The organism is Kribbella sp. NPDC055110 (assembly GCF_053607525.1).
Genome location: NZ_JBSGTS010000015.1, coordinates 24,911 through 44,891 on the forward strand (window position 1 = coordinate 24,911; position 19,981 = coordinate 44,891).

The window sequence follows — 19,981 nt, forward strand, 5'->3', positions numbered from 1 at the left end:
AGGTATTGGTAACGGTGGATGGCGACTTCAAGAGATTCTGGGCCGGGCAGTCTGTCTCCGCGGTCGGTACGCAGGTCACCGCGGTCGCGCTGCCGCTGACCGCCGCGCTGACCCTGGACGCGGGCGCGGCCGGTGTGAGTGCGATCGCGACGGCGAGTTACCTGCCGAGCGCGGCGCTCCCGTTGCTCGCCGGGCATTGGCTGGAGCGCCGGCGCAAGCGGCGAGTGATGGTCGCGACCGACGTGCTTCGCGCGGTGGTCATAGCCGTCGTACCGATCACCTGGGCGGTCGGTCAGCTCTCCTTGGCACTGCTCATCGCCGTCGCGTTTCTGGTCGGTGCCGCGAGCGTGGTGTTCGACATCGCGTCGTTCGCCTATCTGCCCGACTTCGTCCCCGAGCAAGAACTGCCGGCCGCCAACCGTGCATTACAAGGCTCGTCGACCGCGGCGCAAGTGGGCGGCCCTGGCCTGTCCGGTCTGCTCGTGCAGTTGCTCGGACCTGCCATCGCGCTGCTCGTCGACGCGATCTCGTACCTGGCCAGCGCGTTCGGCATCGGATCGGCCGGTCGCCCCGAACCCGCACCCCGGGCCGCCGCGGAGCGCGCTGGGCTGTGGGAGGGAGTACGCCAGATCAAGGTCAGTCCGTTCCTCCGGTCCCTGACCGCGCACGCCGCGCTCTACAACGCCGCGGCGCAGATCCTCGTCGTCAACCTGGTGATCCTCGCGGTCAAGGAGCGCGGGCTGTCCGCCGGCGGGTACGGCGTCGCACTCAGCGCGGGAGGCGCCGGTGCGTTCGTGGGGGCGATGCTCGGCCTGCGACTTGCTCGGCGGCTGGGGTACGGACGGGCATTCGGTACGTCGCTCGTGCTGTCGACCGGTCTCCCGCTGCTGCTGGCGTTCCTCCCGGGCCGCGGTCTCGAGTACGGCGTACTGCTCGGCGCCGTGCAGTTCCTCGCCGGCATCGGGCTCGGCAGCGCGAACGTGTTGTCCGTGACGATCCGGCAGTTGCTGATCCCGCGTGCGACGCTTGCCCGCAGCAACGGTGCCTACCGGACCTTCACGTTCGGCGTCCTGCCGATCGGCGCCGCGGCCGGTGGCGTCCTGGGCAGCACCTTCGGCACCACGACGGCCGTTGCCGTCGGCACCATCGGGATGGCGATCTCCGCAGTCCCGATGTTCGCCCGGGAGGTTCGCACGCTGGACTCCCCGGTGGCTACAACGGTTTGAACGACGCCAATTCCAGGACGAGCTCCGCACTTTCGTCGGAGGCGTTGAGGTCGACGCTCGCGGTGATGCGCCAGTCGTGGTTGCCTTCGGGGTCGTCGATGATCTGCTGAACCTCCCAGTAGCCCGGGTGTTCCTCGACCATGAACAGTGCGGGACCGCGCGCCGCGGGGCCGGTGCCTACCACGTCGTGCTCGGCGTAGTACGCCGTACCGGCTTCGGCCCAGCGGCCTGCGTCCCAGCCTGCTGCGTTGTCGAGCTGGCCTAGTTCGGCCCAGCGGTGCAGGGCGAGCAGCTCGACGCGGCGGAACATGGCGTTGCGGACGAGGACGCGGAAAGCCCTGGTATTCAAGGTGATCCGGCGCGGACCCGCTGGGACCACCTCGGCCTGCGTGACGTCGGTGGGATTTGTGAGCTCTTCCCACTCGTCGAGCAGGCTGGAGTCGGTCTGGCGGACCACTTCGCCGAGCCACTCGATCAGGTCGGTGAGATCCTCGTTCACCTTGTCCGGCGGAACGGTCTGCCGCAGCGCCTTGTACGCGTCGCTGAGGTAGCGCAGGACGATGCCTTCCGAGCGCGCGAGACCGTAGTACTGGATGTACTCGCCGAACGTCATCGCCCGCTCGAACATGTCCCGTACGACGGACTTCGGTGACAGCCCGGCCTCGGCGACCCACGGGTGGGTCTGCCGGTAGATCTCCAAGGTTGCCTCGAGCAACTCTTCGAGCGGTTTCGGCCAACTGATCTCGTCGAGCAGCTCCATCCGCTCCTCGTACTCGATGCCGTCGGCCTTCATCCCTTGCACGGCCTCGCCCTTGGCGTGGTGCAGTTGCGCCATCAGGATCGCGCGCGGATCCTCCAGCGTCGCCTCGACCACCGACACCACATCCAGCGCATACACCGGGTCCTCCGGGTCGAGCAGGTCCAGGGCGGCCAGCGCGAAGGTCGACAGCGGCTGGTTCAGGCTGAAGTCCTTCTGCAGATCGACCGTCAGGCGGAGCGATCGGCCGTTCTCGTCGGGCTCGTCCAGCCGCTCGACGACGCCCGCGGTCAGCAGCGTGCGGTAGATCTGGATCGCGCGGCGGATCAGCCGGATCTGCGCCCGGGAGTCCTCGTGGTTGTCCTGCAGCAGGTGCCGCATGCTCGCGAACGCGTCGCCGTCGCGGGCGATCACGTTCAGCAGCATCGCGTGGCTGACCCGCATCCGCGACTGCAGCGGCTCCGGGTCGGCGGCGACGAGCCGGTCGAACGTGTCCTCGCCCCAGGTGACGAACCCCTCTGGCGGCTTCTTGCGCTGGACCCGGCGCTGCTTCTTCGGGTCGTCGCCGGCCTTCGCGAGCAACCGGACATTCTCCACGACGTGGTCCGGTGCCTGTACGACGACGGTGCCGGACGTGTCGTACCCGGCCCGGCCGGCGCGTCCCGCGATCTGGTGGAACTCGCGCGCCTTGAGGATCCGCTGCCGACGTCCGTCGTACTTGCTCAAAGCAGTCAGCAGAACGGTGCGAATCGGGACGTTGATCCCGACGCCCAGAGTGTCGGTGCCGCAGATGACCTTCAGCAAACCCGCCTGCGCGAGCTGCTCGACCAGCCGCCGGTACTTCGGCAGCATGCCGGCGTGGTGCACCCCGATCCCGTGCATGATCAGCCGCTGCAGGGTCCTGCCGAAGCCCGAGCTGAACCGGAAATGCCCGATCAGCTCCTTGATCTTGTCCTTCTCTTCCTTCGTGCAGACGTTGATGCTGGTCAGCGCCTGCGCGCGTTCCAGGGCGGAGGCCTGCGTGAAGTGGACGACGTACACCGGGGACTGGTGCGTCACCAGAAGTTCCGCGATCGTCTCGTGCAGCGGCGTGGTGACGTACTTGTAGACGAGCGGGACCGGGCGCTCGCCGGACGCGACGATCGCGGTCGGACGGCCGGTACGTCGGGACAGGTCGATCTTGAACCGCTCGACGTCGCCGAGGGTCGCGGACATCAGCACGAACTGCGCCTTCGGGAGCTCGAGCAGCGGCACCTGCCACGCCCACCCGCGGTCCGGCTCGGAGTAGAAGTGGAACTCGTCCATCACCACCTGCCCGACGTCCGCATCCGCCCCTTCGCGCAGGGCGATGTTCGCCAGGACTTCCGCCGTACAGCAGATGATCGGCGCGCTCGCGTTCACCGACGCGTCACCGGTCAGCATGCCGACCTTGTCCGCGCCGAACACATCGCACAACGCGAAGAACTTCTCCGACACCAGCGCCTTGATCGGAGCCGTGTAGAACGTCCGCTGCCCGTTCGCCAGCGCCGCGAAGTGCGCCCCGGTCGCCACCAGACTCTTCCCGGACCCGGTCGGCGTCGACAGGATCACGTTCGACCCCGTCATCACCTCGATCAACGCCTCCTCCTGAGCCGGGTACAACGAGATCCCCTGCTCCCCCACCCAACGCGCGAACGCGTCGTACAGGTCATCAGCCTCGGTAGTCCCCGGCAACATCTCGGTCAGCGTCATCACCACCCATTGTCCCCGACCAACCCAGCGCCGGCCCCGCGGGGCGGCGGCGCGGTGGGACCAACCGCCGGGGACTGGGAACAGGCGATTGCTTGTTCCCAGTCTCCGGCGAGGGGCACCAGTTCAGTTCTCGCCCTTGGTGGTCAGGGCTTGTTCCAGTTCATCGCGGATGGCGTCGGCGCCGGACTTGCGGTAGTCGGCGACGGCGTCGTCCCACGCGCCGAGGTCGGCGCGGCCCAGCTGGATGTCCTTGGTGAGGGCGTCCATCCGGGTGTCGAGGACCTTGCCCTTGGTGGACTGGGTCGGCGAGTAGAGCCCGTACGTCGGCGGCAGGATCGCTGTCGGCAGTACGGCCTTCAGGTGGTCGTACAGGTTGTCGACCGCCTCGGTATGCCCGGGGAAGTACGCCGGATACGGCCCATCGGCGAGGTATTGGATCGGGAACTCGCCGAGGCACACCTCGCTGCCGCCGTCCTTGGTGAGCTGCGGATCGGTCCCGTTCAGCGTGTAGTGCCGCCCGGGCAGACCGAACTTCCGGAACAGATACTCCTCGGTCCCGAACGGCGCCGCGAACCAGTTCAGCACCCGCAGCAGCGCCTTCGTCCGCTCCGGCGAACTCGGCCGGATCGCGGCGATCGAGTTGTTCGGCGAACCGAGCAGCACCCGGCCGACCTTGCCGTCGTCCGCGCGCGAGACCGGGACCGTGATGCTGAAGTTCTCGTTCGTCGCCCGCCGGTAGAAGCTCTGAATCGACGAGTAGGAGTCCTGCGTCATCACCGCCGACCCCTGCGTGAACCAGACCTTCTGATTGTTCTTCGCGACCCCGTCCGGATGGATCAGGCCGTCCTTCACCATCTGCCGCGTGATCGACAGCAGCTGCTTGTGCTCCGGCAGCTCCCGGCTGTGCACCAGCTTCCCGTCGCGCACCTCCCATCCGTTGGGAAGCCCGAGCATCGCGCTCACGGCCGCAGTCGGCGGCACCGCGAAACCCCACCGGTTCTTCTTGCCGTCGGTGACCGCCTTCGCCACCTTGATCAGCTCGTCGACCGTCGGCGAACCGAGCTCGACACCGAACTGGTCGAGCAGGTCCTGTCGCACCAGCAACGTGTTCGACGACATCACGCCGCGCTGGATCGGCACCGCGCGGATACCGCCGGAGAACACGCAGCCGCGCCACGAGGCCTGCGGCGCGTTCGCCAGGAACGGGTACTCGAGGATCGCGTCCCCGGACAGGTACTCGGTCAGGTCCTGCGCCCGCGCCTCCAGGAACTGCGGTAGGTACGCGAACCCGCTGTCCACGTTGAACAGGTCGCCCAACGTGTCACCGGCCACCGCGGTGGCGAACTTGTTCGGGTAGTCGGTCGCCGCCGTGATGGTCAGTTTGAGGGGCGATCCGAGCCGCCGGTTCAGCTCCTGCCAGTACGGGTTGCGGTCGGCCGTCGGCGGGATCGGATTCGACGTCAACGTCGTACCGACGACGTCGCTCCCATCCCCCGGCACCCCGCTGGACACCTTCGTCGGGTTCGCCGGGAAGCGGTAGAAGCAGTCCGGCATCAGCGGATGACTGCGCGGCAGGTCCGGCTTCGGGCCGTCGAAGCGTTTGTACGTCGGGAGCGCGACCGGCTTGTTCAACGCCGCGATATCGGTCGACCTGGTCACGGTGGAGCAGCCACTCAGGCCGACCGCCGCAGCAGCCAGCGATCCTCCGAGGAGCGTTCTTCTGCTGACGGTCATCCCTTCACCGCCCCGGTCAGCATGCCCTTGGCGAAATGCCTTTGCAGGAACGGATACACGATCAGGATCGGCACCAGCGACACCACCAGGATCGCCATCTGGATCGACTCCTGCGGCGGCAGCTGGTCGGCCGACGCGCCGCCGAGATCACCGCTGCTCAGTTCGGTGTTGTTGATGACGTACGTCCTCAAGACCAACTGGAGCGGCCATTTCGCGGTGTCGTTGATGTAGAGCATCGCGTTGAAGAACGCGTTCCAGTACCCGACCGCGTAGAACAACCCGACGACCGCGAGCACCGCCTTCGACAGCGGCAGCACGACCGACCAGAAGATCCGGAAGTCGCCGGCGCCGTCGATCCGGGCCGAGTCGAGGACCGAGTCCGGGATGCCCATGAAGAACGAACGCAGCACGATCACGTTGAACCCGCTGATCGCCGTCGGCAGGATCAGCGCCAGCAACGAGTCGAGCAGCCCGAACTCCTTCACCACCAGGTAGTTCGGGATCAGCCCCGGGCTGAACAACAGGCTGAACAACACGATCAGCAGGATCGGCCGCTGCCCGAACGACCCCGGCCGGCTGAGCGCGTAGGCGAGCATCGTGGAGCCGGCCAGGCTGATCAGCGTGCCGCCGGTGGCGATCACGACACTGACCAGCAACGCCCGCTGCACCACGCCGCCGTTGAAGATCGCCTTGTACGCGTCCAGGTTCAGTCCGTCCGGCCACAGGACGAACCCACCAGAGTTCGTCACATGCTCCTGACTGGCGATGCTGGTCGCGATCACGCCGATGAACGGGATGATGACGAACGCGCAGCAGACCAGCAGTACGACGGTCTTGAGCACCCGCGACGACATCGCCGGTCCGTCGTCGATACCTCTCTGAATCGTGCTCATTTCTGGTACACCCCCGCCTCGCCGAAGATGTGCGCGATCTTGTTGGCGCCGATCACCAGGACGACGGCAACAAGACCCTTCACCAAGCCGACCGCGGCCGACACACCCCATTGGCCTGCCAGTACGCCGTTGTTGTAGACGTATGTGTCGAGGACTTCACTCGCCGGTCTGCCGACGAGGTTCTGCTGCAGGATGATCTGCTCGAATCCGACGGACAGCGAGTCGCCGAGCCGCAGGATCAGCAGCAGGATGATCAGCCCGCGGATCCCCGGCACCGTGACGTGCCACAGTTGCCGCCAGCGGGAGGCGCCGTCGACGCGCGCGGCCTCGTACAGCCCCGGATCGATCTGTGTCAGCGCGGCCAGGAACAGGATCGTGCCCCACCCGGTGTCCTTCCAGATCACCTGGCTGGTGAGCAGCGCGATGAAGCCGTCCGAGTTGCCGAGGAAGTCGATCGTGCCCATCCCGTGCGAACGCAGGAAGTTGTTGATCAGTCCGCTGCCGCCGAGGATCTGCTGGAAGATCGCGATCACGATCACCCAGGACAGGAAGTGCGGCAGGTACAGCACCGACTGCACGACCCGCTTGATCCGCTCCGACAGCAGGCTGTTCAGCAGCAGCGCCAGCGCGATCGGCGCCGGGAACACGAAGATCACCTGGACCACCGTGATCAGCAGCGTGTTCTTGAGTGCGTTGAGGAACTCCGCGTCGCCGTTGAAGATCACCGCGAAGTTCTCCAGCCCGACCCACGCGCTGCGGCCGAGCGGCACGAACGGCAGGTACTCCTGGAACGCGATCAGGTTCCCGAGCAGCGGCAGGTAGTGGAACACCAGCAGCAGCACCAGCCCGGGCAACGCCATCAGCAGCAGGACCTTGTCGCGTCGGGCGCGCGCCCACCAGGACAGCGGTTTACCCGCCGTGCGCGCCGACGACCTGTCCGCACTGTCGGTAGCTGTGCCCGGTGGCCCGGACCCGGTGCCGGCCGGTGGGCTGATCGGTGTTTTGTTGTTGTCGGTTTGCGGGCTGAGGACTCCATCCGTTCGAGCCACGCGACACTCCCAGGGTCGAGGTCGATCCCCCCTGACTGGAGAACGCTTTCCGTTCTCCACTGTTCGACTGTGTCGTGTCTTGAGGAGTTCTGCAGCTTCGTTCGGAGTGTCTGACCGAATCCGGCCCTTGTGTCGGATGCGCGGATCGGTGCCGCCCAGGGTGGCCAGGTCCAAGGAGTGGGGACTGCTACCCACCTGAAATGACCAGCCAACGTCCCCAGCCACCCCGGTCACTGTCGAGCTGCAGCTTTCGGCGGACCGCGGCCGCAAGGTGAGCACGGTCGGCCGGTCGCCGAGGGGACAGACACCTTCTGGGGTCTGCGGACAGGGAATACCAGGTTCCACCCCACCAGAAGCTGTCCCACGGGCCCGCTTTTCACCCACACATCGGACAGGGGACTCCGACATCCTTGGCATCATGCCGGGCATGTTCAACCACGCCCCCGAGAACTACGAGTGCCCGTTCTGCCGACTCGGCGCCGGCGGCGAGGACCGCCTCACCAAACAACGCGACGTCGTACTCCGCACCGACGGGGCACTGGCGTTCGTCGCCTCCCGCTGGTGGCCGAACAACCGCGGACACGTTCTGGTCATACCGTCCTCCCACCACGAGAACCTGTACGACCTGCCCCCGGCGGCCGGTCACGCTGTGCAGGACGTCGTACGGGAGGTCGCGATCGCGATCCGCAGCACGTACGGGTGCGATGGAGTTTCCACGCGGCAGCACAACGAGCCGGCCGGATACCAGGACGCCTGGCTTTATCACGTGCACGTCTTTCCTCGGTATGTCGGCGACGAGCTCTACGCGACCCGGCATCTTGCCGAGGCGGCGACTGCGGAAGAGCGGGAGCCGTATGTGCGTAGGTTGCTTCAGTACTTTGAGGGACGGTTATGAGAGGTTGAGCCAGGTGCCGGCTAGGGGTTGTTGGCTGACTCCTGGCTTTGACCAGTCGCATACTCCGTCGGGGAAGATCGTGAGGAGCTTGTTCCATTGGGTATTGGTGAAGCCTGGGTACTCGGACCGGACGGGCTCGCGGAGTTTGCACTTGATGACGTCTGCGGCGATGCTGGCGCCGGCGACCTCGCGCGGGAACGAGGCGGACGGGAACAGCTTCTCGCAGCGTGATGCCGGGTCGCGGTCCAGCGGCTGTGCGACGAAGCCCACGGGAGCGCGGCATCCTTCGACCAGCCCGGACGGCCGCGCTGCCACGATCTTGTCGATCCGCGGCCGGGACGTGCTGTCGGCGGTCAACACAGTCAGCCAACGGTCCATCGAGTCGACCGCGTGCTGCAGCAGCGGGCTCGCGGTGCTGAACAGTCCGTACGTCGCGTCTTCGAGCAGGCTCACCTGGTTGGCCGACGTACCGTTCGCCTTCTGCAGCCGGGCGCGCATCGAGAACGTGTGGTACCGGACGTGGATGTCGCCGTACGACTGGGTGTCGTAGTACGCCCGGTAGTCGATGATCGGCACGTCCTTCAGCCCGCCCCCGCCGCTGGTCAGCCGCCCGGTCCGGTACGCCGTACGCGCGGCCTGTGGATCCGCCACGGTCCGGGACGGCACGAGGTTGGCGTCCGCGTCGAACCCGCCGACCCGTTCGTTCAGGTCGAGGAACTGGGCCGGTGTGATCGCCCCGGACTTCAGCACCTTCAGCCCGTACTGCACGCCGACGTTGTCGAGCGGTCGACGCGAGAACCCGCTCGACGGATCCGTGCCGTACGCGTTGATCGTGTGATCGAAGACGTCGCAGCGGGCGCCCCGTGGGTTCGTCGCGGGGTCGTAGCGCTGCGCCACCGGGAGATGCGAACAGTTGAGCCGCGGATCGATCCGGCCCGCGCTGACCGCCATACTCGGCAGCGTCGCGTACGTCTGGAAGCCGGCCACCTGCCGCTTCTGCTCCTGCGTCCACGGCAGCGTCGACTTGGTGAAGTACGAGTCGAGCAGCCACGAGTCGCTGATGAACGAGACCGTGCCGAACCCGACCTCCGGGAACGAGCAGCCGACGATGATGCCGTCGAAGATGCCCGGGTAGTTGTCGGTGATCTGATGGGCCTGGTACGAGCCGCCGGAGCACCCGAAGCCGATCGTGAAGTCGGGGCGGCCATAGTGCTCGACGAACAGTTCCTTCGTCATCATCGCCGACTCGGCCGCGGTCAGGTCGTTGCAGTTCTGCCCGAACACGTTCAGCGACGACGACATCAGCGCGTACCCGCGACCGAGCAGGAACGCGTCCGTCACCCCACCGGTCGTCGTACCCGACCGGTACCAGCCGCCCGCACACCCACCGCCGAGCGTGAAGATCGCCCGGCCGTTCCAGCTCGGCGAACGCCGCGTCGGTGTCGGCGCCGCCGAACGCAGCGGGTCGTGCAGCATGCTGGTCTGGACGACGGCCCGGTTCGCGCTCCCGGTCTCCATCCGCACGATGAACGGATCACCAGAGTCCGTCTTCGCGAGATCCGCCGGGTAAGCCGTGGCGCCTGCCGGCCACTTCACGAACTGGCCCGCCGTGGTCCGGTAGAAGTAGTCGACCCGCGGCGCGACCGTGCAGTCCGCGTCCACCGGAGCGCCGAGCGTCCCTCCGATCACTGGGATCGCGAAGCTCGCCGTCTCACACACGAACGGCTGCTCTTGCGGGCCCGAGAACACCGGCCCCTGCCGCGGATAGTTCTGCACCTCAAGCGTCGTACGCCGTCCCTCCGTCTCCGCCCGGAGGAGGTTCGAGCCGAGTCGTAAATTCCCGACCAGTCCGGTCAGACCGTCGCCGTCAGCGGTGAACGCCGATGACACGTCGTTGCCGTTGAGAGTCACTCGAACGCGGTCATCCGGTGCAACAACATGCACGAGCGCGTCGCCACCGGTCACCTTGTCCGGGCGGCTGGACAGGATCTCCAGCGTCACCTCCCGCGACGCCAGGGCCGGCACCGCGGGGAGAACTAGTACGCCGGCAAGCAGAGCGACGATCAGGCGAACTGGTCGGGAACGAATCACGAGCCATCCCTCCTAGTGAGCGGCGACCTCGTAGACGCGGGCGATGTCGGGTGTGGTGCTGGACGGGTCGGTGATCGTCAGCCGGATCTGATCGATGGCCGCGGCCGTCACCGCGGTCGACACCAGGGCGCGGGTGTTGGCGGTGTAACTGCCCAGCTGGACCCAGCCGGCGGAGGTGTGGCCCTCGACCTTGAACGCGGTCAGGACGGTGCCGGTGGCAACGTTCGGGTACCCGTACCCGCTGTAGACGTCCACCTGACTCACATCCTTGTAGGTCCCCAGATCCACTGTGAGTACCGGCGCCGTGTCGCCGACGGCCGACATCCAGCGTCCGCTGTCCGCACATGACCCGTCAACCGCTTTCGGCGCGCCCGAGTTCGCGTCGTACGTCGACGAGGCGGTCACCGTCGCGCCGCGGGCGAGGTGATCGGTGCACGGCGAGGTCGCCGGGGCACCGGCCAACCAGTCGCGCATGAACGCGCCTTGGTACTCACCGCTGAGCAGGTTCCAGTTCTTGTCGAACCACACCGGCGCCCAGAAGTTGTCGAAGATCCAGCCCATCCAGCCGATCTGCGGACGCGCGTCCAGGTACTGACGCAGCGGGAGTCCCCAGCCGGACGTCGTACCGGCCGTGACCTGATTCGCCGACGGTGACGGATCCCAGCCGAACTCCGTGAGTACGACGGGTAGCGTCGCCGAGGCGGTGCCGAACTTCGGATCGAGATTGGCCGCGGTCGCCGCGCCCTGGTTCGGGTAGAGGTGGTAGACGTAGGCGATGTTGTCGCCGGTGATCGGGTCGGTCAGCGCGCCGTTCAGCCGGGTGCTCCAGGACGGGCTGCCCATCAGGATCACGTTCGACGCGACCGACCGGATCGAGTTCACGACCGGCTGGATGTACGACTTCCAGGTGGCCCAGTTGTCCGGCGCGATCGGCTCGTTGAACACCTCGAACAACACGTTCGGGTTGCTCGCGTAGCGCGGCGCGATGAAGTCCCAGAACCCCTTCACGTCCGCCTGCGGTACGGCGCCGGCCGCGTCACCGTAGTTGCGGACCAGGTGCAGGTCGATGATCACGTAGAGACCCTTGGCCACGGCGTGGTCGACGTACGGCTTGATGTACGTCGCGTCGTACGCGTTCAGGTCCTTGCCGATCGCCTCGGTGACGAGCAGGCGGAGGACCTTGGAGTTCCAGCCGTTCGAGACGGTCATGTCGATGAGGTCGTTGATCGGCTTGTTGTTGCAGTCGGTGCAGACGGCGTTCTGCTCGGGTGCGATGACGGAGACACCCTTGAGAGTGACGGCGGTGCCGGCACTGTTCTTGATGCGATTGCCTTCGGTGTGCAGGGCGGGGAGGGCGGTGGTCTGCGCCGATGCGTTCACCAGTGACGCAGCGGAGACCAGCAACGCAGTACACAGGGCGGCCAAAGACTTTCGGAACACGGCTACATCCCTTCAGTCGCGATGGGTGCGGATCTCTTCCGGCCAGGCCAGCGGGATCTTCAGACCGTCGGCCAGCAGGCGTTGGTAGTCGGCCAGGTGGGTGGGATCGTTACGGACCTTGCGTGGTGACAGGCCTTCGGTCAGGCAGAAGCTGACCAGTGCGCCGACCGCCTCGCCGATACTCCATTCGACCGGGTGGAGGCGGTAACAACCGTTGGTGATGTGGGTCGTCCCAATGTTCTTGTTGGCCGGGAGGAGGTTGTCCACGCGGACCGGGATCAACGCGCCGAGCGGGATCTGGAACGGGTACGCCTCGATGTCGACGTAGCTGCGTCCCGCCGTACTCGGATGCAGGTCGATCCGGTACCGCCCGAGCCCGACCGTGTCCGCGAACACCTCACTGCCCGCACCGTCAGGTCGCGCCTCGACGCCGACGTGCTGCTCCAGCACAGTGAACTCGGCCTGGATCCGGCGCGCTTCCCGGATGTACGGCGTTTTCGCCAGGCCGTCCGCCGTACCGGTGACGTCCGGCCTGAGGCGCAGGCCGGGGTACCCGCCCTCGGTCTGCATCCAATGGAGGAACGACAACGAAAGCTCCCGGCCGGCGGCCAGAGCTTTCGAGGCATCGGACCCGCCGAGGAGCGGCTGCTCCCAGTAGTCGAGCTGCGGCCAGTTCACCACCGTGACGTCCGGGATCGCCTTGTCGACAAAGTTGCTTCTGGCAAGAATCTGGCGGTACCGCCAGAGCGAGAAGGGTGCCCGCTTCGACGGGTTCGCGTCGAACAGTTTCCACTCCCGCTCCTCCAGCGTCACCGGTACGACGTCCGTCCAGGACAACTGCGATCCCGGCCAGAACGGCGCGACCGTGTCCCGCCAGTGCTCGTACGAGGCCGGCCGATCGATCGTGTGGTCCTCCCCCGGCCGATGCTCCAGCGCGAAACACCACGAGAACGCCTGCTGGTCAAGGGGATTCGCGACCTCCGGCGCGTGCAGCTCGCCGGTCTGATCACGACCTTCCGCGCCGATCACGTGCTCGATGTTCGCCAGCTCGAGCAGATCGCCGAGCTCGGTCGCGTCCACGACGTACGTCGCCGACACGGTCCGCTCGTCACCGGTTCTGAGATCCCGCAGCGTCACGGCCTCGATCTCGTCGCCGGTCGTCGACGCCGCGATCGGCTCGTGTTCGACGTACACGATCAATCGGCCGGACGCCTCCCACGGGGCGAGCATCTCCGCCAGTACGGCGGCGGCGACGCGTGGTTCGTGGCAGAAGCGGCTGACGACACCGAGCCCCGGGTCGAGGAGCGGGTCTGAGGCAACCGACGGTGTCAGCGGGTAGTTGCGCCGGTAGTAGTCGCGGATGCGTCGGCGGAGTTCGGCGTACCCGCTGGCGGCGTACTGCTCGATCCACGGGTGCTCGTCCGGTGGCACGAGCTGGCTTGTCAGCTGACCGCCCAGCCAGTCGCTCGACTCGGTCAGTACGACGCGGCGGCCGAGCCGGACCGCGGTGAGCGCGGCGGCGACGCCACCGAGTCCGCCGCCGACCACCAGCACATCGGTTTCGAGTTCCACCGGTTCATTCCCCCTTCGTACGAGGCGCGGCGACGGTTTCGCCGGCCACCAGATCACAGGCCACCAACTGGCTGACGGGCTCCTCGTCCGGGTCCTCGACCCGCGCCACCAGGGCGTCGATCGCGAACCGGCCGATCTCCTTGCGCGGAATCACCAGGCAGTCCCAGCGGTGGCCGGGCTCGTCACCCGAGCCCTCCAGTACCGCTACCGACACGTCCTCCGGAATGCTCAGCCCGCGGGCCGCCAGCCCGGTCCTCAGGTGCTCGGCCAGACCGATGTTCTCGGCAACAACCGCGGTCTCCGGTCCGGACGCAAGTTCGTCCAGCCACTCCTCGGTCAGCCCCGGCTCGCCACGCGCACCCGGCGAACGGTCGTGCAGACCAAGCCGTTCGACCGCGGCGCGGTATCCCGTCCGGCGATCGGCGTACGCCTCCTGGTTGATTCCCGAGTGCAGATACGCCAGGTGCCGATGGCCGCGCTCGGCCAGCGACGTGACGATCCGGTCGGCGGCCGACACGTAGTCCGGGATGATGCACGGGATCTCCGCGCCGGGCACCTCGCGGCGACCGATGTGCACGAACAGGTACCCGTCGTGCCACAACCGGGCCAGTTCCTCGCGATCGGTCGCGGCACCGAGCAGAACGGTCCCGTCGGCGAGGTTGAGCCGGTTGGTGCCGTCGCGGTAGATCCGGCGCCGGCCGTCACTCGTCCCGGTCGAGGTGAACAGCACGAGGTCGTACCCGATCTCCTCGGCCCGCTCCTCGATGCCGAGCAGGAACTCGAAGTAGAAGTCCTCGCGGGCGTGCGGGAACACGGCCTCGAAGGTGTGGACGCCGAGCAGCCGGTTGCGCTTGTTGCGCAGGTTCCGCGCGGCCGCGTTCGGTACGTACCCGAGCTCCTTGACCGCGGCCAGGATCCGGTCCCGGGTCTCCACCGGGATCCGGTCGACCTCCCCGCTCACCACCCGGGACACCGCGGACTGCGAGACCCCGGCCAGCCGGGCTACGTCGGATTGTCGTGGCGCTTTCATGTGTTCTCCTGCAACCAGCAGTGGGTCCAGCGACCGTCGGTCAGTTCGGTCCGTGGCGGCGCTTGCGTACGGCAGATGTCCATTGCGACCGGGCAGCGCGGGTGGAAACGGCAGCCCGCCGGCGGGTCGATCAGGCTCGGCGGTTCACCGAGGTCCTCCGCGTCGAAGAGGTTGTTCCGGTCGCTGCGCTCGGGATCCGGGGACGAGTCGATCAGCAGCTGCGTGTACGGGTGCAGCGGGTTCGCGATCACGTCCTCCTTCGGGCCGCCTTCGATCATCTGACCGGCGTACATCACGACGATGTCGTCGCACAGGTAGCGCGCGCTCGCGATGTCGTGCGTGATGTACAGCAGCGCGAGACCGTCCTCGGCCCGCAACCGGTCGAGCAGGTTGAGCATCTCGAGGCGGATCGACACGTCCAGCATCGAGATCGGCTCGTCGCCGAGCAGCACCTTCGGCTCGACGGCCAGCGCCCGCGCGATCACGACCCGCTGACGCTGACCACCGGACAACTCGTGCGGGAACTTGTCGACGTACTGCTCCGCCGGCGTCAGACTGACCCGCTCCAGCAGCTCTGTCACTTTGCGGTCCAGCTCGGCGCGCGAACGTACGGCGTGATGCAGCTTCACCGCCCGCTCGAGGTTGTACCGCACCCGATGCAGCGGGTTCAGCGACCCGAACGGGTCCTGGAAGATCAGCTGTACGTCGCGGTAGTACTCCCGCGACCTGCCCTTCACTGCCTCGCCACGCAGCCGGATCTCACCGGACGTCGGCGGGTAGAACCGCGCGAGCAACCGCGCCAGCGTGGTCTTCCCGCTGCCGCTCTCCCCGACCAGCGCCACGATTCGTCCCGGGAGCAGTGCCAGCGTCGCATCTTCGACCGCGCGCACCGTCGACCGCCCGGCGGCGAAATGCTTCGAGACCCCACGGGCCTCGAGAACGGGTTGGCTCATGCTTGATCCTCTCCTGACGGGTACAGCCGGCAGGCGACGGCGTGGTCTTCGATCGTCAGCAGTTCGGGTCGTTGCTCGTCGCAACCGTCGAAGCGGTCGGCGCAGCGGGGGTGGAACGGGCAGCCGGGCGGTGGGTTGCGGAGGTCCGGTGGGCTGCCGGGGATGCCGGTCAGCTTGCGCAGTTCCGAGCGGAGCGGCGGGAACGAGTCGCGGAGACCGCGCGTGTACGGGTGCCGGGGCTTCGTGTACAGGGACTCGGCGGTGCCGATCTCGACGATGCGCCCGCCGTACATGATCGCGATCCGGTCGGCGAGCTCGAGCAGCAGCGACAGGTCGTGCGTGACGAAGACAACCGCGAACCCCAGTTCACGTCGAAGCCGCAGTACCTGGGCGAGGATCTGGCGTTGCATCACCACGTCGACGGCCGTCGTCGGCTCGTCCATCACCACGAGCTCGGGGCCGCACGCCAGCGCGAGCGCGATGCTGGCGCGTTGGCGCATGCCGCCGGACAGTTCATGGGGATACGCGCGGACGCGGTCGGCCGAGATTCCGACCATGCCGAGAAGCTCGGCGGCCCGGGCCCAGGCGTCAGCCTTGCTCAGGCTCTTGTCATGCACACGCAGTACGTCGACGAACTGCGCGCCGACCCGCATGACCGGATTGAGCGCATCCATCGCACTCTGCAAGACGATCGCGAGTGAGGTCCAGCGCAACTTCCTGAGCTGGTCAGCGCTGAGCGACACCAGATCGGTGCCGTGGAACTCGATCCGGCCTGAGGTCGTGACCGCGGGCGGACGCTGCAGGCGGGTCAGCGCGGTGATCAGCGTCGACTTCCCCGAACCAGATTCCCCCGCTACACCGAGGATCTCGCCGCGCCGCAACTCGAACGACACGTCGTCACACGCCCGCACGGGCCGGTCACCCGTCACGTAGTCGACGGTCAGCCCTTCCACCGTCAGCACGCTCATGCCTCAGCCACCTTCCGGGTGCGTACGACGACCGAGCGGCGGGCCATGCGCAGCTTCGGGTTCGACACCTCGTCGACGCCGAAGTTCACCAGCGTCGCCGCCGTACCGATCAGCGCGATACACAACCCGGGCGGTACGAACCACCACCAGAGACCCCGCAGTACGGCGCTCTGCTGCTGCGCGGCCTGGATCATCGTGCCCCAGCTGATCGACCCGGAGTCGGTGATGCCGAGGAACGCGAGGCCGGCCTCCGCCATCACGCCGCCGATCATCCCGTGCAGGAACATCGCCGAGATCCACCCCGTCAGATGCGGCAGTACCTCGAAGAAGATCAGCCGGCGGTGCGGTTCGCCGACCATCCGCATCGCGAGTACGAAGTCACGGCTGCTCAGGCTGAGCGACTGCGCCCGCAGCGTCCGCGCGCCACCCGACCAGCCGAACAGGCCGATGATCAACGCGATCACGAACGGCCCGGTGCCCTGCACGTAGCCCGCCACGATCAGGATCAGCGGCAGGACCGGCATCACCAGGAACAGGTTCGTGAGGAAGTTCAGGCCGTTGTCGATCGCGCCACCGAAGTACCCGGCCGGTACGCCGACCAGGATCGCGATCAACGTACCGATCGCCGCGGCCAGGATCCCGACCAGCATCGAGCCGCGGGCGCCGGCGACCGTCTGCGCGAGGACGTCCTGACCGAACTGGGTGGTGCCGAAGAGATGATGGGCGCTCGGGGGCTGCGAGATCGCGCCGATGTCGTTCGCGCGCGGGTCGCCGCCGATCACCGGACCGAAAACAGCAAGCAGTACGAAGAACGCCAGGATGACCAGGCCGATACGGACTTTCCAGCTCTTGAGCATGGTCACCCCCGCGCCCGGATGCGTGGATCGAGCAGGACGTAGGCGAGGTCGGCAACCAGGTTCGCGAGCAGAACCGCGAGCGTGATCAGCAGGAAGACGCCTTGCATCATCGGATAGTCCCGTTTCTGGAGAGCCTCGTAGAGCAGGTAGCCGATGCCGGGATAGCTGAACACGATCTCCGTGAGCAGCGCGCCGCCGACAACACCACCGAGAGCCATCGCGAACCCGGTGAAGCTCGGCAGCATCGCGTTCCGGGCGGCGTACCTGAACATCACCCGCCTCGGCGACAGACCCTTCGCCTGGGCGAGCAGCACGTAGTCCTCGCGGACCGTCGTGACGGTCATGTTCCGCATTCCGAGCAGCCAGCCGCCGAAGGCCGAGAACACGATGGTTGCTGCGGGCAACACACCGTGATGCAGCACGCTGCCGGCGTACGCGAGGCTGAATCCCTGCGGCAGGTCGGCGTCGTACCCGCCGGACAGCGGCGTCCAGCCGAGGACGAAACCGAACACCCAGAGGGCGAGGAGCGCGACCCAGAAGTACGGAACGCTGCTCAGGAAGGTCGTGAACGGCGTCAGGATCGCGTCGAGGCGGCTGCCGGCCTTCCAGCCCGCGACGACGCCGAGCAGGGTGCCGATCGCGAACGCGGTGACAGTCGTCGTACCGACCAGCAACAGGGTCCACGGCAGGGCCTGCCAGACCAGGTCGGCGACCGGGACCGGGAAGTTGACCACGGACACGCCGAGATCGCCGTGCGACAACTGGCGGAGGTAGTCGGCGAACTGCTGGGCCAGGTTGGCCTGCGGATTGCCGAAGATCGCGCGGATCGACAGCAGGGTCTCGGCCGGAACCTGCTGGCCGCTGACGCGCTCCAGTTCCTCGACGATCGCGGACGACGGGTCGCCCGGCATCAGTCGGGGCAGCAGGAAGTTGAGGCCGATCGCGGCGGCCGCGGCGGCCAGGTAGAAACCCAGCCGCCGGGCCAGGAACGCCCACCGCATCGTTCAGCTCCCCCGGCGCTGAAGCTTCAGCAGAGTCAGGATCGTGTCCGGCCCCATCCCGACGAACGGGATGTGGTCGAAGTTGTCCGGCGTCGGCCAGCCGGTCCAGCGGGTCGCGTTGATGTCGACGAAGTAGAAGTTGTTGTAGATCGGGCTGAACGGCACCTCGTCGACGACGATCTTCTGCAGCTGACGACCGAGGCCCTTCAGTTCGTCAACGTTGTCGGTGCGTTCCATCGCGGCGATGATCTCGTCGGTCTGTGGGTCACTCCAACGACCTTGGTTCAGGGTCGCGGACTTGCCGATCGGGACCTTGAACGAGCTGTTCAGGAAGCGGTAGACGCCGTACACCCCAGAGCCGCCGGTGGACGCGGCGGCCAGGTCGAACTGGCCCAGGTTCTGCTTGTCGTAGTACCCGGCGCTCGGTTGGCCGGCGGCCTTCACCTGCAGGCCGAGGGTCTGCTTCCAGGTGTTGATCAGGATGTCGGCGTAGTTGCCCCAGCCCCAGTCGGAGTTGAACAGGATGCTCGGCTGGTACCGCTTGCCGTCCTTGACCAGCGCGCCGTTCTCGATCGTCCAGCCGCCCTTGGCCAGCTCGGCCTTCGCCGCGGTCGCGTCGACCTTCTGGACCTTCCCCTTGTACGCCGGGTCCAGCCAATCCGCGAACAGCTGCTCGGAGAGACCGGTCGGTCCCGCCTCGGTCCCGGGGCGCTGCAGCGTGGTGACGACCGCTGTCCGGTCGATCGTGAGGGCGAGCGCACGCCGTACATGGACATCGTCGAAGGGAGCCTTGGCGGTGTTGAAGAGCACGGACATCGCGCCGCCGTTGGAGTAGAGCTGGTACAGGTGCTTGTCCGGGTCCTTGGCGACGTACTCCTTCTCACCGTTCGGCCAGCTCGCCGACGCCCAGTCGATATCGCCCTTCAGCAGTTGGGCTTTCAACGCGTCGGCGCTGGTCGGGATGATCTTGTACGTCGTCATCGGCAGCTTCCCGCCCCAGTAGTCGGAGCGCGCCTGCAGGGTGATCTGCTGCGGCTTGAACTCCTTCACCGTGAACGGGCCGGTGCCGATCGGGTCCGGGTTCGTCCAGGTGTTGAGGTTCTGCGTCGACCAGATGTGCTTGGGGACCATCGGGAGCAGGACGTTGGCGAACTGGTTCAGGGTCGCGTACGACGGCTCGGCGAAGACGACCTTCACGGTGCTGTCGTCGACCTTCTGCACCGACTTGTAGGTGACACCCGCAATGCTGAAGTCCGGCTTCTCGATCGGGAGACCGAGCGAGTAGACGACATCGTCCGCGCTGAACTTCTGCCCGTCCGACCAGGTCACGTCGGTGCGGAGCTTGATCGTCAGCGACTTACCCGCGTCCGAGAACGCCCAGCTCTCCGCGAGCCACGGCTTCACCACACCACCGTCGCCGTAGTCGACCCGCATCAACGGCTCGTAGACAAGCTCCATGTTCGGCGCCTTGTCCGTCGCCGGCCCCATCACGTTGTAGTTGCGGACGAACGTCGTACCGCCGTCGGTCTTCGCGTAGACAACCGCCGCACCCGCCGCTCCACCACCACCGGCCGGCGTGGCAGCGGGCCCCGAACACCCAGCCAGCACCACCGCACCAACCACCAGCAAAACCCGCCACCGACTGCGCATATCCCTCACCCCAGACTAGAGCGGCTGCACGTTCATACGTATGAGCACTCATATATGAGCACATTCACCTCTGCTCTTACGTATGCGCAGGAACCTACGAACGTTACGCACACATGTCAAGACCGTGACGAACC

The 19,981-nt window shown here is 67.0% G+C and carries 15 protein-coding genes; 2 read left to right on the plus strand and 13 right to left on the minus strand.

The genetic code is table 11. The features are described 5' to 3' along the window. Positions 1-14: 14 nt before the first annotated feature. Positions 15-1,226, plus strand: coding sequence for an MFS transporter (locus ACWF0M_RS23145; RefSeq protein WP_452237762.1), 1,212 nt, complete (start codon positions 15-17; stop codon positions 1,224-1,226). On the opposite strand, the gene ACWF0M_RS23150 is transcribed toward ACWF0M_RS23145, so the two are convergent. From ACWF0M_RS23150 to ACWF0M_RS23165, 4 genes are all read right to left on the minus strand, one after another. Beyond that, complete coding sequence (locus tag ACWF0M_RS23150) at positions 1,213-3,714, minus strand: DEAD/DEAH box helicase (protein ID WP_452237763.1); 2,502 nt, start codon at positions 3,712-3,714, stop codon at positions 1,213-1,215. The two genes, ACWF0M_RS23145 and ACWF0M_RS23150, sit on opposite strands and share 14 nt — an antisense overlap. A gap of 123 nt (positions 3,715-3,837) precedes the next feature. Next, positions 3,838-5,448: an extracellular solute-binding protein gene (locus ACWF0M_RS23155; RefSeq protein ID WP_452237764.1), complete on the minus strand. Its 1,611-nt coding sequence runs from the start codon at positions 5,446-5,448 to the stop codon at positions 3,838-3,840. Continuing rightward, on the minus strand, positions 5,445-6,341 hold the full coding sequence (locus ACWF0M_RS23160) for a carbohydrate ABC transporter permease (RefSeq protein ID WP_452237765.1): 897 nt from the start codon (positions 6,339-6,341) through the stop codon (positions 5,445-5,447). The genes ACWF0M_RS23155 and ACWF0M_RS23160 overlap by 4 nt, the downstream gene beginning before the upstream one ends. Beyond that, a complete protein-coding gene (locus ACWF0M_RS23165) occupies positions 6,338-7,390 on the minus strand; it encodes an ABC transporter permease (RefSeq protein ID WP_452237766.1) in 1,053 nt (350 codons plus the stop codon). The genes ACWF0M_RS23160 and ACWF0M_RS23165 overlap by 4 nt, the downstream gene beginning before the upstream one ends. Before the next feature lie 427 nt (positions 7,391-7,817). On the opposite strand from ACWF0M_RS23165, the gene ACWF0M_RS23170 reads away from it, so the two are divergent. Then, positions 7,818-8,285 (plus strand): HIT family protein, encoded by a 468-nt coding sequence (locus tag ACWF0M_RS23170; protein ID WP_452237767.1) that lies wholly within the window; start codon positions 7,818-7,820, stop codon positions 8,283-8,285. Here the strand turns inward: ACWF0M_RS23170 and ACWF0M_RS23175 are convergent. From ACWF0M_RS23175 to ACWF0M_RS23215, 9 genes are read right to left on the minus strand one after another with little or no spacing between them, the layout of a single operon-like run. Then, positions 8,280-10,376, minus strand: a complete 2,097-nt coding sequence (locus tag ACWF0M_RS23175; RefSeq protein WP_452237768.1) for a DUF6351 family protein — start codon at positions 10,374-10,376, stop codon at positions 8,280-8,282. The two genes, ACWF0M_RS23170 and ACWF0M_RS23175, sit on opposite strands and share 6 nt — an antisense overlap. A 12-nt stretch (positions 10,377-10,388) precedes the next feature. Beyond that, positions 10,389-11,816 (minus strand): cellulase family glycosylhydrolase, encoded by a 1,428-nt coding sequence (locus ACWF0M_RS23180; protein WP_452237769.1) that lies wholly within the window; start codon positions 11,814-11,816, stop codon positions 10,389-10,391. A gap of 12 nt (positions 11,817-11,828) precedes the next feature. Then, positions 11,829-13,388, minus strand: coding sequence for an FAD-dependent oxidoreductase (locus ACWF0M_RS23185; protein ID WP_452237770.1), 1,560 nt, complete (start codon positions 13,386-13,388; stop codon positions 11,829-11,831). A gap of 4 nt (positions 13,389-13,392) precedes the next feature. Continuing rightward, on the minus strand, positions 13,393-14,418 hold the full coding sequence (locus ACWF0M_RS23190; protein WP_452237771.1) for a LacI family DNA-binding transcriptional regulator: 1,026 nt from the start codon (positions 14,416-14,418) through the stop codon (positions 13,393-13,395). Further along, entirely contained in the window at positions 14,415-15,371 is a 957-nt protein-coding gene (locus tag ACWF0M_RS23195; protein ID WP_452237772.1) for an ABC transporter ATP-binding protein, read from the minus strand. The genes ACWF0M_RS23190 and ACWF0M_RS23195 overlap by 4 nt, the downstream gene beginning before the upstream one ends. Further along, positions 15,368-16,339: an ABC transporter ATP-binding protein gene (locus tag ACWF0M_RS23200; RefSeq protein WP_452237773.1), complete on the minus strand. Its 972-nt coding sequence runs from the start codon at positions 16,337-16,339 to the stop codon at positions 15,368-15,370. Before ACWF0M_RS23200 ends, ACWF0M_RS23195 begins: the two co-directional genes overlap by 4 nt. After that, positions 16,336-17,196: an ABC transporter permease gene (locus ACWF0M_RS23205; RefSeq protein WP_452237774.1), complete on the minus strand. Its 861-nt coding sequence runs from the start codon at positions 17,194-17,196 to the stop codon at positions 16,336-16,338. Before ACWF0M_RS23205 ends, ACWF0M_RS23200 begins: the two co-directional genes overlap by 4 nt. A gap of 2 nt (positions 17,197-17,198) precedes the next feature. Then, on the minus strand, positions 17,199-18,197 hold the full coding sequence (locus tag ACWF0M_RS23210; RefSeq protein ID WP_452237775.1) for an ABC transporter permease: 999 nt from the start codon (positions 18,195-18,197) through the stop codon (positions 17,199-17,201). A gap of 3 nt (positions 18,198-18,200) precedes the next feature. After that, entirely contained in the window at positions 18,201-19,847 is a 1,647-nt protein-coding gene (locus tag ACWF0M_RS23215; protein ID WP_452237776.1) for an ABC transporter substrate-binding protein, read from the minus strand. Positions 19,848-19,981: the final 134 nt, after the last annotated feature.